This is a genomic window from Paenibacillus sp. FSL H7-0350 (assembly GCF_038593195.1).
In the GTDB taxonomy this organism is placed as follows: Bacteria; Bacillota; Bacilli; order Paenibacillales; family Paenibacillaceae; genus Paenibacillus_AQ.
Genome location: NZ_CP151972.1, coordinates 5,232,990 through 5,246,243 on the forward strand (window position 1 = coordinate 5,232,990; position 13,254 = coordinate 5,246,243).

A 13,254-nucleotide genomic window follows, 5' to 3' on the forward strand; every position below is an offset into this window, starting at 1 on the left:
TGTACCCTTTTTCTGCTGCCGTTTTCACTTGACTCAAGACAAACTCTGCCAGCTATGATTAAATGAAGGAAGCGAGTTTCACAGAAGAGCATCGAGAGAAGCAAGCTGTAACTTATGATTAGGAGGAACAACGTGTCTATATCGATGAACCGTTCTGTATCCCGTCCTGTATATGCTCTGGTCCTTGCCGCCGTGCTGCTCTCTGCCTGCAGTAATGAGCAAGCCAACCCTGTACCTGTACAAACATCTGTACCAACAGCAGCGCCTACCCTGGAGCCACAGCCGACAGAGGTGGCGCAGACCCCGGCCCCTGAGCCTGCCGCCGGAGCGATCTCCGGCTTAACGGGCCTGGTATCTGAAGAGGGGAGCCTGCCCCGGCCGCTCGCGGTCATGATTAATAATGCCCCGGCGGCCCGTCCACAGTCCGGGATCAGCGAGGCGGATATTCTGTACGAGGTGCTGGCCGAGGGCGGGATTACCCGGTTGATCGGTATCTTTCAGAGTCATGCCGGCGTGGTGAAGATCGGGCCGATCCGCAGTATCCGCCCATATCTGCTCGATATCGGCGAGAGCTACGGCGGCATAACAGTGCATGCCGGAGGCAGTCCGGACGCTTATGCCATTCTGCAACGGCAGAAGAAGGCGGATATGGACGAAATCGGACGCGCGGGAGCTTACTTCTGGCGGGACAAGGAACGCAAGGCCCCGCATAACCTGTACAGCAATGCCGCCAAGCTGCGGGAGGGTGCCGGGAAGCTGGGGTATGCGGAGAGCGTGAAGGTCCCTGGTTTTCTTTTCAATGATCCGGATTACATTCCTGTGGAGGGCACCCCGGCGCTTGCGCTGAGTGTGAACTTCCTGCTGAAGAGCTACAATGTCGGGTACCAATATAATGCAGAGCAGCGTACGTATGCCCGCCTGGTGAACGGCAAGCCGCATCTGGATCTGAATAATAACCGTCCGGTGGAAGCGGCGAACATCATCGTGATGGGTTCGGACCATAAGGTGCTTGACGATGTCGGCCGGCTGCAGGTGGATACGGAGCTGGGGGGAGAAGCAGTGCTGTTACAGCGCGGCGTAGCGATTAAGGGCAAATGGTCGCGCAGCCCCGGAGACGTCATCCGGTTCGTGAAGAAGGACGGCAAGGAGGCGCTGATGTTCCCGGGAATCACCCATATTCTGATTGTCCCGAACAGCCCCTCGTTCAGCAGTCATGTCGAATATGCGCTGGCGCCTGCATCCCTCTAAGTTCAGCTGGAGAATCGAATGTTCGGATGATTATTTTCGTGATTACAGGGAATTGTTATTATAGTGTAAAAAAGTTCGGTTTTTTGTCTTCTATCCCTTCTGTCGATATGATAAGATAACAAGGGTTGTCATTCATTTTCATGCGGTTTACATGGAATGACTTCATTTTTTTCACGGCAATATTATGTAAAGGGGTCTTAGACTAATGAAGCTCAGAAAAAAGGATATATTCTTTGAGACGCTGGAAAACATGGCTGACACCATTGTTCAGGCTGCGGATTATTTCGCTCAGAATATCTCGACTCTCCAGGGCAATGTGGAGAACTTCGCCGCGGAGATGAAGAAATACGAATCCCAGTGCGATACTTACACACATACTGTCATCAAGGAATTGAACAAGACGTTCATTACGCCGCTGGAGCGGGACGACATCATGGATCTGATCACCAGCATGGACGATGTCATTGATGGTCTGGAGGCCTCAGCCTCGCGTTTCTATATGTATAACCTGCTGGATGCGGATGAGTATATTGTCCAGTTTGCAGAGATTCTCCGCCAGAGTGCATACGAGATCCAGAAGGCAGTTCATTTGCTCTCCCAGAAGAAGCTGCTGGCGATCCGCGAATACACCATCCGTCTGAATGATCTGGAGAACCAGGGCGACGAAGTCCTGCGTATCTGCACCAAGGCCCTGTTCGAGACTGTGAAGGACCCGATTGAGCTGATTAAGCGCAAAGAATTGTATGAGCGGCTCGAGACCACCACGGATAAATGTGAAGACGTAGCCAACATGCTGGAATCGATCATCATGCGTAACTCATAAGGGGCCTTAAATATGGATACATCTATATATGTACTAGCTTTTGTTATCTTTCTTGCGCTGGCGTTCGACTTCATTAACGGCTTCCATGATACCGCCAATGCGATTGCTACCTCTGTCTCGACCCGTGCGCTGAAGCCGCGTACAGCCATCATGCTGGCCGCCTCGATGAACTTTATCGGCGCATTGATGTTCACCGGCGTGGCGAAGAAGATCGGGGGCAGCATTACCGATCCGACCCTGCTGGACAACGGGATAGATATTGTCACAGCGACGCTCATTGCGGCAATTATCTGGAATCTCGTGACCTGGTGGCTGGGTATTCCTTCGTCCTCCTCCCATGCGCTTATCGGTGCGTTAGCCGGTGCGGTCTATGTTGGGGCAGGTACAGAGCATATCAAATGGAGCGGGTTCATTGAGATCGTAGAGGGGCTGATTTTCTCCCCGCTGATCGCTTTTGTAATCGGGTATATTGTGATGACGATTCTGAAGTGGATCTTCGCGAAGCGCAGTCCGCATACGGTCAACAAGGGCTTCCGTTCGATGCAAATCGTGACGGCCGCACTGCAATCCTTCACCCATGGTACGAATGACGCGCAGAAGGCGATGGGGATCATTACCTTTGCACTCGTTACCTCGGGACGGCTTGAGACGATGGAGGTTCCGCTCTGGGTTAAGATTGCAGCGGCTACATCCATGGCACTCGGAACGTCTATCGGCGGCTGGAAGATTATTAAGACGATGGGCACGAAGATTTTCAAAATTGAGCCGATCAACGGCTTCGCGGCGGATATTTCGGCGGCCTCTGTTATTTTCACGGCTACGCTGCTGCATCTGCCAGTAAGTACAACCCACGCGATCACTTCATCGATTCTGGGTGTAGGTTCTGCCAAGCGCTTCTCCGCTGTCAAATGGGGAGTGGCCGGACGGATCGTGGTTACCTGGTTCATTACGATTCCGATCAGCGCCTTGCTGTCGGGAGTGATCTTCAAGCTCTTCTTCTAGGACTGAACAGAATAGATTGCCTGGACAAGATGTCGCAGAAGCCATGGATGGCTTTAGGACATCTTTTTTTGCGTTCAGCGGTAAACCTCGGCCTAAGCGGAGGTTATTTGAAAATATAAGAATTTATATGTTGCACACGATAAATTATCCTTCTATTTCCCGCTGAAACGGTACCGTCCTTTAAAAGGACGGCAAAGCCGTTTCCACTTGATTTTTCAAGAGAGGAATGTCACAAAAGACTACACCAAACTGATAAAAAATGTTAATAGGCATAAAAAGAAAATGAAATACATCACATATTTAAAAGAAAATAACATATGAGAAATGAAATTTGCGTAGTATTATGTAGGATTTGGTAGTCTCTGAAGTAAGGTTTGTTTTAAGTGTTACCATTGCTGACAAACATCCGAATAGACAAAGGAGGCCTAGCCATTGATCGACTTTCATCAGGTAGACAAACATTACGGACAATTCCATGTACTGAAGGGCATTGATCTGCATGTTCAGGAAGGGGAAGTAGTTGTTGTAGTCGGTCCTTCCGGCTCCGGCAAGAGCACGATGCTGCGCTGCATTAACCGTCTGGAGACGATAACGAGCGGCGGATTAACCGTGGACGGTATAACTGTAAACGAACGCAAGACAGATATCAATACCCTGCGCAAAGAGATCGGAATGGTCTTCCAGCACTTCAACCTGTACCCGCACAAAAAGGTGATTGATAACATCACGCTGGCCCCGGTGAAGGTGCTGGGCGTAAGCAAGGCGGAAGCGGAGAAGACCGCAATGTATTATCTGGAGAAGGTCGGCATTGCCGACAAGGCAGAGTCCTATCCTTCCCAGCTGTCCGGCGGACAGCAGCAGCGGGTGGCGATTGCCCGGGGGCTGGCAATGAAGCCGAAGATTATGCTGTTCGACGAGCCGACCTCGGCGCTGGACCCGGAGATGGTCGGAGAGGTGCTCGATGTCATGCGCGCCCTGGCGCGTGAGGGCATGACAATGGTCGTTGTGACCCATGAGATGGGCTTCGCCCGTGAGGTAGCGGACCGGGTCATCTTCATGGATCAAGGGCAGATCGTGGAAGAGGCGGAGCCGGAAGCCTTCTTCGCCAGCCCGAAGGAAGAGCGGACGCGTACTTTTCTCAGCCGTGTATTAAGCCATTAAACTAAATATATAGGAATCCGGGGAGGAAACGAAATGAAAATGTCTAAGAGCTTCAAGGTGTTAAGTGCGCTGATGATTGCGGCCCTGCTGGTCATTGCCGGATGCGGCAACAACAAGGGCAAGAACGACCCTGCGGCAGGCGGCAATGCAGCCGGAGGGGCAGCCGCTGACTCTGCAGCCATTGCCAAGATCAAGGAGCGCGGCAAGCTGCTCGTCGGCGTGAAGTTCGATACCCGCCTGTTCGGTCTGAAGGACCCGGCCTCCGGCAACGTGGAAGGCTTCGACATCGACATCTCCAAGGCCATCGCTAAGAAAATTCTCGGTGACGAGAATGCCATCGAGCTGAAGGAGGTGACCTCCAAGACGCGCATTCCGATGCTGAATAACGGCGAGATCGATATGGTGGTGGCTACCATGACCATTACGGAGGACCGCAAGAAGGAAGTCGATTTCTCTGACGTCTATTTCCAGGCCGGCCAGTCCCTGCTTGTAAAGAAGGGCAGCCCGATAACAGGCCTGGAGAGCGTTACGAAGGATACGAAGATCCTCGGCTCCAAGGGGGCAACCTCGATCAAGAATATCAAAGAGAAGGTGCCGGGCGTAAACGTGCTTGAATTCGATAACTACCAGGATGCCTTCAGCGCGCTCAAGGCGGGGCAGGGCGACGCGCTCACTACGGATGATGCGATTCTGTACGGAATGGCCTCACAGGACCCCGGCTTCGAGGTGGTAGGGAAGCCGTTTACCGATGAGCCATACGGCATTGCGGTCCAGAAAGGCAACGCGGATGTAGTTAAGGCGATTAATGATACACTGGCTGAACTGAAGGCGAATGGGGAGTATGATGCCATCTATACGAAGTGGATTGGTAAAGCCCCGGCTAAATAAGTCTGTCCCAAGTAAGAGCAGGCTTCCATCAAGGTAAAAACGAATAAACGGGTTTCACACGAATTTCTCGTAGAAACGGTACCGCCTTTTCCAAGGAGGGCAACGCCGTTTCTACTTGTTTGTAGGAACGGCGGTCATGCCGGGCAGGAACGAACTCATCCACAGGTAAAGGCAGGTGAACATTGATGGATTTCTCGATATTAACGAACTACTTCGGACTGTATATGGAAGGCTTCTACGGTACGCTGCTGTCCAGTGTGCTGGCCCTGATCGGCAGCTTCCTGATCGGCGCGGTCGTTGCCGTCTTCCGCATAACTTCGGTCAAGGGTCTGCGCTGGTCCGGTGCGGTGTATGTGGAGTTCATCCGCAACATTCCGCTGCTGCTAGTCGTGTATATTTTCTATTATGGGCCTTCCGCTCTGGGCTTCACACTGGACGGCTTCAAGGCAGGAACCATTGGACTCGCCGTATATACCTCGGCCTTCATCGCCGAAGCGATCCGTGCCGGAATTATGGCCGTGCCCAAGGGGCAGATGGAGGCGGCACGTTCCTCCGGTCTCAACTACATACAGACCATGCTGCATATTATTCTGCCGCAGGCGATCAAGCTGGTCATTCCGCCGCTCGGCAACCAGTTCATTAATCTGATTAAGAACTCCTCGGTACTGACTCTGGTGGCCGGTCTTGATCTGATGTACTTTGCTGACGGGATCTCTACAGAGACTTACCGTACCTTCGACACCTACATTTTCGTAGCGGTATTCTATCTGGTGCTTACACTTCCGCTCAGCTACGGCGTGCGGATCTGGGAGCGCCGGCTGCAGCGCAAATATTAAGAAGCATCATTAAAGGACATCTGAAGCTAAAGGAGGGGTATTATGGATTTCATAGGTGCATACTCTGCCGATAATCTGAAGTTTCTGCTGGACGGATTGTATGTGACGCTGATCGTTGCTTTTGTATCGATCTTCCTGAGCTTTATCATCGGCTGTATTATTGGCGTCATCCGCTATTCGAAGGTGCCGGTGCTGTCTCCGGTCATGTTCTACCTGGTGGAGCTGATCCGTAATCTGCCGCTGCTGCTGATCATTTTCTTCATCCGCTTCGCCTTGCCGGAGGTCGGAATCAAGCTCGGACTGATTACTGCGGCCATTGCAGCACTAACCATCTTCGAGGCGGCGATGATTGCCGAGATTGTCCGCGGCGGCTTAATGTCGATCGACAAGGGGCAGATTGAAGCGGCGCGTTCCTCCGGTCTCAGCAATCTACAGACCTTATGGCATATCGTGCTTCCCCAGGGTCTGCGGCGCATGGTTCCGCCACTGGTCAGCCAGTTCATCTCCCTGCTGAAGGATACCTCGCTCGCTGTTGTGATTTCCCTGCCGGAGCTGATGCATAATGCCAACATTGTCATCGGCCACAGCTACAGCTATACCATCCCTACGCTGGCGCTGGTTGCCCTGATTTATTTTGTCGTCAATTACTTGCTGTCGCTGCTGTCCAGAAGGCTTGAGCACAGAGCGGTATAACCTTAGCCGAATGAGGATTAAGCCATATTCAATCCAGTACGGCTATGATACTATAGTTGTCAACCTCTCTAGGCAGGAGCAGTGGCGATGGGACAATCGATTCTGAGAATGAAGGCGGTACAGATTCTGCTGGTGGCCGCCGTTACTGCGGTAGCCGGAGAATTCAAGATCAACCCGTTTGACGGAGATATCTTCCGCATTGCCATGGGCAGCAGCGCCTTTCTCCTCTTCCTGCTGTTAATGAGGCAGCTGCCGTATATCCGCACAGGCTGTGCCACCGGGGTGGTCGTGCTGCTGTTCCGGACTGCCATGGATATGGTGGAGGGAAGCGGACTGACGGCAGAGCAGAGCCTCAGCAGCCACTTCTCGGCAATGATCTATTACATGGTGTTCGGCGCGCTGATGTATGTCATCAAGAGCCGGATCGACACCTTCCATCCGCTGGTGCTGGGCGCCGTTGCCGCGGTGATCGATCTCCTGTCCAATGAAATGGAGCTGCTGACCCGCCTGATTGTGCTGGATTCGGCTACCTTCCGGCTGAACGAGTGGACGTACCTGATGGCGATTGCGGTCTTGCGTACGTATTTCACCACCGGGGTATACAGCAGTATCTCTGTCAGCCAGCTGCGTATCCGGGAGCGGGAGCAGCATGAACGGACCCAGCAGATGCTCGGATTCGGCTCCGGCCTGTACGGGGAAGTGTTCTATCTGAAGAAGTCCATAGGCACCCTGGAGCAGGTAACGCTGAACAGCTTTGAGCTGTACACCAAGCTGAAGGACGGGGAAGGCACGGGGCGTTACAGCCGGCAGGTGCTCGACATCACCCAGCAGCTCCATGAGGTGAAGAAGGATTCGCAGCGGATTCTGGCAGGGCTGGTGAAGCTGGTAGAGCGTGAGGTGAACGGGGACATGCCGTTATCGGGCATTCTGCAGTTCGCGGTCAAGAGCAATGGCAAATATGCGGAAATGCTGGGCAAAGAGATTAAGTTCCATATTCACATCACCTCCGATTACACAACCGACAGCTACATTCCTCTATTGACCCTGCTTAACAATCTTACCGCCAATGCGGTGGAAGTCATCCAAGGAACAGGCAGCATCCATCTGAACGCTTATGAGCAGGACGGTATGACGATTCTGACAGTTACTGATAGCGGGACGGGCATCGGGAAGCGTGATCTCCACCTGCTGTTCGAGCCGGGCTTCACAACGAAATTCGATGAAGAGGGCATCGCTGCCACGGGGATCGGGCTCTCACATGTACGGGATATAGTGAATATGTTCGAGGGAAGCATTACGGTTCAGCCGGTATCGCATGCCGGAGGGGCCATGTTCCAGATTACAGTGCCGAGCATGAAGCTGCGGAAGGAGGAATAGAGGATGCCGCTATCATTCTGTATTGTAGATGACGACGCGTCGGCGAGAAGAATGCTGCAGCATATTATTGAGGACAGCGGGCTTGGTGAGGTGACGGGTACTGCAGCGAGCGGACAGGAGGGTATAGCTCTGATACTGAGCGAGACCCCGGATATTGTGCTGATGGATCTGCTGATGCCGGACCAGGACGGGATTGAGACCATCCTCACTCTTCAGGCACAGGGCTGCCGCTCCAAATTCGTCATGATCTCGCAGATTGAGAACGGGGACATGGTCAGCCGCGCCTACAGGAGCGGAATTGAATTCTTCATCCGCAAGCCGATCAACAAGATTGAAGTCGAATCTGTTCTATATAAAGTGAATGAACGTTACGCCATGGGCCGTTATCTGGATGAGATCAAGCTGACGCTGGGCAAGCTGGAGGGCCTGCAGTTCGGACTGCCCCAGCTGCAGCCGGGCAAACGGACCGTCAAGGAGATTGTCCAGCCCATTCTGATGAATATGGGTATGATCTCGGAGAATGGCAGCCGTGATATTATCACGATCATGGAGCTGGCGGTAGCGGAAGGGAAGAGCGGAAGTCTTCCGTCCCTGAAGGAGCTGTATGAGCTGACTGCTGCCAAATACAGACCGGTACCTGTGGAGGCAGCCAAAGAGGTCAAGGCTATTGAGCAGCGTCTGCGCCGCGCACTGGCGGCGGGTCTGACAAGTCTCGCGTCCATCGGTCTGACAGATTACGGGAATCCGAAGTTCGAGCATTATGCGCCGCTGTATTTCGACTTCGAAGAGGTGCGCCTGAAGATGAAGGAGATCGAACAGGGCCGGGATAGCGGCAAGGTGAAGGTGAACATTAAGAAATTTCTGCAGGTGCTGCATCTGGAGGTGCTGGAAGGCTTGGGCCGCTAAGCCGGATACGGGACTATGGGTCCGGGCCTTTCACTGCAAATGGCATCGTCAGCTATAGAGGCAAGACCAAGAAACCTCCGGAGCCGCTGGTCAGCGGGCTGGCGGTTATTTTTTTGCGGGGACATGCTGTACAATGGGAGGAAGCAACTAGAACAGCGCAGCTCTGCTGCGGATTGCCTACATAGGGCGGAGGACTTATATTATGATACGAACACTTGCCGTAACGCCTACGGGTGAGGTGCTGACCGATCTGCTGCTTCAGGATATCGTACTGGACGATTATTCCTGGATCTGGGCGGATTTCGCTATGCCGACGGAGGAAGAAACCTTGAAGCTGGATACTTATTTTCATTTTCACCCACTGGCAATTGAAGACTGTATGCATGTCTTGCAGCGGCCGAAGCTTGATTATTACGAGGATGTGCAGTTCTTCGTGCTGCATTCGCTGAATGAGCGGACGCTGGAGGCCGAAGAGATTGACCTGTTCCTCAGCCCGAAATTCCTCGTCTCCTACCATCATCAGGACAAGCCGGAGATGGAGGAAGCGTGGCAGATGGTCAAAGCTGAGATTCATAGCCGCAAGGGCTGGTCGGGCGGACCGATGGCCGCTGCTTACACTGTGATGGACAAGCTGGTCGACAGGTATTTCCCGTCCTTGTATACGCTGGAGGATGAACTTGCGGATCTGGAGAGCCAGGGCGGCAACGAATCGGTGGAAGAGCTGATGAGCCAGGTCTTCAATGTACGCGGAAGGCTGCTGAAGCTGCGGCGGACGATTGTGCCGATGCGTGATCTGATGTACCGGATTGTCAATTCGCAGCATGTGCAGAGTAACGGGGAGGAGCGGGTCTACTTCGGCGATATCTATGATCATCTGCTGAAGCTGACCGACATGATTGAAGTTGACCGGGAAATGACCGCCGACCTGCGTGACAGCTATATCTCGCTCAACTCCAACCGGATGAACTCCATTATGAAGACACTCACGGTGATTACCACGGTATTCATGCCGCTGACGCTGATCGCCGGAATCTATGGAATGAACTTCAGGGTGATGCCGGAGCTGGAATGGAAATACAGCTATTTCGCAGTGCTGCTGCTTATGCTGGTGCTGGGAATCGGAATGTTCGGCTGGTTCCGGCGGAGCGGCTGGTTTAAGTAACGGGAAAAGCGCGTTAAACGCCGCCGCTTAGGAACGGCGGCGCTTAACGGAGGAAGGCCCGCCGGATTTACGCTTTTTGGAGGTGGTATTGCGGCGCTTCGGGACGGAGCGTCTTTTTTTGCGCCGTTTGGGGCTATAGAGGGCTGCATCCTCCTCGGCGGCGAGCTCTCCCGCTCCGCTTCCCTTGCCTTTGCCAAAGCCGCCCATCACAAGCTTCACCATCGGAGCCATCTGTGAGAAGCCCTGCATTACCTTCTGCACCTTGCCCATGGTGTTGACGATTCCGTCAATACCGCCCATCCGGTCAACGATTCCCTTGATCTGTTCCATATTCGCCAGACTTCCAAGATTGCCGAGTCCGCCAAGCAGGCCTCCGGCCTTCGCAGTAGAAGCTTCTGCAGCAGGGAGCGCGAGGGTCGTATCGGTGACTTCAGCGCCATAAGCAGGCAGCAGCTCAGGTTCTCCGGGAAGCGGGGCAGGTGTATAAGCAGATAGTCCCGGGTAGGGTGACGGATTGTAGGGTTCAGCCAGGGAACGGCCTTGCTGGCGGGAATGATTATAGTAATGCTGAGGCATAGGATCACATTCCTTCGTTAGTGGTTTGCTATACTGTATGTCATGGGCGAACAGACGGTATAGACGAAAGCCCGGGTAACCGGGATACTAGCGGAAAAGGGCGAATGCCTATAGAGCGGCAAGCGGAAGTGAAGAAACCGTGTCCATGCTTGATTTCGCACGGTTTTGTAGTACTATGAGTAAGGCGGTCTAACCTGGAAGCCGGAAGTAGATTAGAATTAACCCCAGTGATGGTGTACGCCAGGGGTGGACGTTTGTCCATCGATTTCACTCTTTACAGCGTGAAACCGTTAATGCTTGAAAAATGTGCTCCAGTACAATATAGTAGAGGCAAGATAGTCACATTAAGTTAATGTTTAGGGGATGATAGGGCGATGCAGCTAAAGAAGCTAAACGATAAAAGTATCGATCAATTATTTGAGGCTATTTTAACATTGAAAAATATGGAAGAATGTTATGTATTCTTTGATGATCTGTGCACAGTGAACGAAATTCAATCGCTCTCGCAGCGCCTTGAGGTTGCGCGGATGCTGGGCAAGGGGTCTACATATAATCAGATCGAAGCCGAGACGGGGGCCAGTACGGCTACAATTTCCCGCGTGAAGCGCTGCCTGAACTATGGCAATGACGGTTATAAGCTTACGCTGGAACGTCTGGGCCGATAATCTATGGTTCCGGGTGTATTGTTAATCAGTCACGGCTCCCGTGATCAGGCCTGGGTGTCGATGGTAGACGAGGCAGTGAGCCATCTCACGTTCCGGGAGGAGCTGCCGGTGGCAGTGGCTTTCCTTGAGCTGGTAGAAGGACGATTGATACAGGATGGAATCGATAAGCTGGAACATGCAGGGGTCACAGATATTATTGTGATCCCCTTGTTTGTTTCTTCCGGCAGCACGCATGTCGATGAGATAGAGTATGCGCTGGGCGCTAAGCCGGTTCCTGAGCGGGAGACCGACCTTGCGCCGTTCAGGGTTGCCGCGAAAATTCACTATGGCTATCCTGTCGATGATGATCCCGATATTGCGCAGATGCTGTGGGATAAGATTCGGGAACTGTCAAAGCATAACGGGCGGGAGATGGTGCTGCTGGTCGGACACGGCAGTAGACATGACGGCTTCCGGCAGCGCTGGGAGCAGGGCATCTCTTCACTTGCCGCGCGGGTACGGGAGATAAGCGGGCTGGATGCAGCTGATTACGGGCTGCTGAACCCGGACAGTATAAGAAGCCGGGTGGAGCACTGGCAGAAGCAGGGCTATGGTGTGTTGGTAGCTCCGCTTTTTTTGAGTGAGGGGTACTTCACTAAGGTGGTTATTCCGCAGCGGCTGGAAGGGTTAGATTATGCCTACTCCGGCCAGACGCTGCTGCCGCATCCGCTGCTGCCGCGCTGGATTCAGCGGCAGGTGGAAGCAGTGCTCCAGCGCCTGGAGGCTTGAGGGTCAACGTTAATTCGTAAGCGGGTAATGAAGCTGATTATAGGGTGCGCCCAGTGTTCCATGTAGCCATGGTTACCACTGCTGCATACATATATCTATACTTTCTGCCGATCTTCTAAGCTTGGAGCCCGGGCGGAGGGTATACTTATATTCCTCCTCAGTTCCTCCGACATTGCTTGTGGGGTACAGAATTGGGTATAATCAGTAAAGTTATCCATTATATAAACAGGTGGCGTTCCGGTAATGAAAACTGCGAGATTGATTTATAATCCCACTTCTGGACGGGAAGAAATGAAAAGACGACTCGCCGATATTCTAGACCGGCTGGATATGGGCGGTATCGAAGCTACCTGCCATGCAACAACGGGAGAGGGCGATGCTACTGCGGCTGCAGCCCAGGCTGTGGAACGCGGTACTTATGATCTGATCATAGCTGCCGGAGGCGATGGTACGCTTAATGAAGTGATTAACGGGATGGCGGAGAAGCCGAACCTTCCCCCGCTCGGCATATTGCCGCTGGGAACGACGAATGATTTCGCGCGGGCCATGGGTATTCCGAAGAATTGGGAGGAAGCCTGCGACCTGATTCTGCGTCAGGAATCGCGCCTGATCGATCTCGGCAAAGCCAATGACCGTTACTTCATTAATATAGCAGGCGGAGGGCAGCTGACGGAGCTGACCTATGAGGTCCCCAGCAAGCTGAAGACCATGATGGGTCAGCTCGCCTATTATCTGAAGGGGATCGAGAAGATGGCCAGCCTTGCTCCGCAAGAGCTGTACATCCGCGCGAACGGCCAGGAGATGATCCATGACGAGTTCATGCTCTTCCTGATCGCCAACACGAATTCAGTCGGCGGCTTCGAGAAGCTGGCCCCGGGTGCGCGTATCGATGACGGCCTGCTCGACGTTATTGCCGTTAAGAAATGCAACCTGGCCGAGTTCATCCGGCTGGTGCGTCTGACCATCCGCGGAGATCACCTGAATGACAAGAAGGTTATCCATTTCCGCACCGATGCCATGGAGGTTACCTCTCCCGGCCACGTACAGTTGAACCTGGACGGCGAGCTTGGCGGCACCCTGCCGGGCAACTTCAGCATCCTGCCGCAGCATCTGCGGATTTTCGCGCAGAATTAATCGTGAAGAACATGA

14 protein-coding genes are annotated in these 13,254 nt (G+C 53.3%); 13 read left to right on the forward strand and 1 reads right to left on the reverse strand.

Features of this window, described 5'->3' with window-relative positions; genetic code table 11:
• The first annotated feature begins 132 nt into the window (after positions 1-132).
• The 10 genes from NYE24_RS23865 (at position 133) to corA (ending at position 10,096) form a co-directional block, all read left to right on the forward strand.
• Positions 133-1,248, forward strand: a complete 1,116-nt coding sequence (locus NYE24_RS23865) for a DUF3048 domain-containing protein (protein ID WP_342476814.1) — start codon at positions 133-135, stop codon at positions 1,246-1,248.
• A gap of 205 nt (positions 1,249-1,453) precedes the next feature.
• A complete protein-coding gene (locus tag NYE24_RS23870; RefSeq protein ID WP_036693257.1) occupies positions 1,454-2,071 on the forward strand; it encodes a DUF47 family protein in 618 nt (205 codons plus the stop codon).
• A 12-nt stretch (positions 2,072-2,083) separates the two neighbouring features.
• Positions 2,084-3,073, forward strand: a complete 990-nt coding sequence (locus NYE24_RS23875; protein WP_036693255.1) for an inorganic phosphate transporter — start codon at positions 2,084-2,086, stop codon at positions 3,071-3,073.
• A gap of 432 nt (positions 3,074-3,505) precedes the next feature.
• A complete protein-coding gene (locus NYE24_RS23880) occupies positions 3,506-4,234 on the forward strand; it encodes an amino acid ABC transporter ATP-binding protein (RefSeq protein ID WP_342476815.1) in 729 nt (242 codons plus the stop codon).
• Between the two features lie 33 nt (positions 4,235-4,267).
• Positions 4,268-5,122, forward strand: coding sequence for a glutamate ABC transporter substrate-binding protein (locus NYE24_RS23885; protein ID WP_036693249.1), 855 nt, complete (start codon positions 4,268-4,270; stop codon positions 5,120-5,122).
• A 185-nt stretch (positions 5,123-5,307) separates the two neighbouring features.
• Positions 5,308-5,958 (forward strand): amino acid ABC transporter permease, encoded by a 651-nt coding sequence (locus NYE24_RS23890; protein ID WP_036693248.1) that lies wholly within the window; start codon positions 5,308-5,310, stop codon positions 5,956-5,958.
• 42 nt (positions 5,959-6,000) lie between these two features.
• Positions 6,001-6,651 (forward strand): amino acid ABC transporter permease, encoded by a 651-nt coding sequence (locus NYE24_RS23895; RefSeq protein ID WP_342476816.1) that lies wholly within the window; start codon positions 6,001-6,003, stop codon positions 6,649-6,651.
• Positions 6,652-6,738: 87 nt separating this feature from the next.
• A complete protein-coding gene (locus NYE24_RS23900; protein ID WP_076158511.1) occupies positions 6,739-8,028 on the forward strand; it encodes an ATP-binding protein in 1,290 nt (429 codons plus the stop codon).
• 3 nt (positions 8,029-8,031) lie between these two features.
• Positions 8,032-8,934, forward strand: coding sequence for a response regulator (locus NYE24_RS23905; protein WP_036693240.1), 903 nt, complete (start codon positions 8,032-8,034; stop codon positions 8,932-8,934).
• Positions 8,935-9,136: 202 nt separating this feature from the next.
• Complete coding sequence (gene corA, locus NYE24_RS23910; RefSeq protein ID WP_036693238.1) at positions 9,137-10,096, forward strand: magnesium/cobalt transporter CorA; 960 nt, start codon at positions 9,137-9,139, stop codon at positions 10,094-10,096.
• A gap of 27 nt (positions 10,097-10,123) precedes the next feature.
• Here the strand turns inward: corA and NYE24_RS23915 are convergent, their stop codons facing one another.
• Positions 10,124-10,672 carry a hypothetical protein gene (locus tag NYE24_RS23915; RefSeq protein WP_036693237.1) on the reverse strand — a complete coding sequence of 183 codons (549 nt, stop codon included), beginning with the start codon at positions 10,670-10,672 and terminating at the stop codon, positions 10,124-10,126.
• A 374-nt stretch (positions 10,673-11,046) separates the two neighbouring features.
• Between NYE24_RS23915 and NYE24_RS23920 the strand changes: the two genes are divergently transcribed.
• The 3 genes from NYE24_RS23920 (at position 11,047) to NYE24_RS23930 (ending at position 13,239) form a co-directional block, all read left to right on the forward strand.
• On the forward strand, positions 11,047-11,337 hold the full coding sequence (locus NYE24_RS23920) for a YerC/YecD family TrpR-related protein (RefSeq protein ID WP_019913624.1): 291 nt from the start codon (positions 11,047-11,049) through the stop codon (positions 11,335-11,337).
• A gap of 3 nt (positions 11,338-11,340) precedes the next feature.
• A complete protein-coding gene (locus NYE24_RS23925) occupies positions 11,341-12,105 on the forward strand; it encodes a CbiX/SirB N-terminal domain-containing protein (RefSeq protein WP_076158513.1) in 765 nt (254 codons plus the stop codon).
• A gap of 243 nt (positions 12,106-12,348) precedes the next feature.
• Entirely contained in the window at positions 12,349-13,239 is an 891-nt protein-coding gene (locus NYE24_RS23930) for a diacylglycerol kinase (RefSeq protein WP_036693231.1), read from the forward strand.
• Positions 13,240-13,254 lie beyond the last annotated feature (15 nt).

Bases quoted from the DNA above. Each gene is read 5' to 3' on its own strand.
- NYE24_RS23870 (WP_036693257.1), top strand. From the start codon at position 1,454: ATGAAGCTCAGAAAAAAGGATATATTCTTTGAGACGCTGGAAAACATG.
- NYE24_RS23875 (WP_036693255.1), top strand. From the start codon at position 2,084: ATGGATACATCTATATATGTACTAGCTTTTGTTATCTTTCTTGCGCTG.
- NYE24_RS23885 (WP_036693249.1), top strand. From the start codon at position 4,268: ATGAAAATGTCTAAGAGCTTCAAGGTGTTAAGTGCGCTGATGATTGCG.
- NYE24_RS23890 (WP_036693248.1), top strand. From the start codon at position 5,308: ATGGATTTCTCGATATTAACGAACTACTTCGGACTGTATATGGAAGGC.
- NYE24_RS23895 (WP_342476816.1), top strand. From the start codon at position 6,001: ATGGATTTCATAGGTGCATACTCTGCCGATAATCTGAAGTTTCTGCTG.
- NYE24_RS23900 (WP_076158511.1), top strand. From the start codon at position 6,739: ATGGGACAATCGATTCTGAGAATGAAGGCGGTACAGATTCTGCTGGTG.
- NYE24_RS23905 (WP_036693240.1), top strand. From the start codon at position 8,032: ATGCCGCTATCATTCTGTATTGTAGATGACGACGCGTCGGCGAGAAGA.
- corA (WP_036693238.1), top strand. From the start codon at position 9,137: ATGATACGAACACTTGCCGTAACGCCTACGGGTGAGGTGCTGACCGAT.
- NYE24_RS23915 (WP_036693237.1), bottom strand. From the start codon at position 10,672: ATGCCTCAGCATTACTATAATCATTCCCGCCAGCAAGGCCGTTCCCTG.
- NYE24_RS23920 (WP_019913624.1), top strand. From the start codon at position 11,047: ATGCAGCTAAAGAAGCTAAACGATAAAAGTATCGATCAATTATTTGAG.
- NYE24_RS23925 (WP_076158513.1), top strand. From the start codon at position 11,341: ATGGTTCCGGGTGTATTGTTAATCAGTCACGGCTCCCGTGATCAGGCC.
- NYE24_RS23930 (WP_036693231.1), top strand. From the start codon at position 12,349: ATGAAAACTGCGAGATTGATTTATAATCCCACTTCTGGACGGGAAGAA.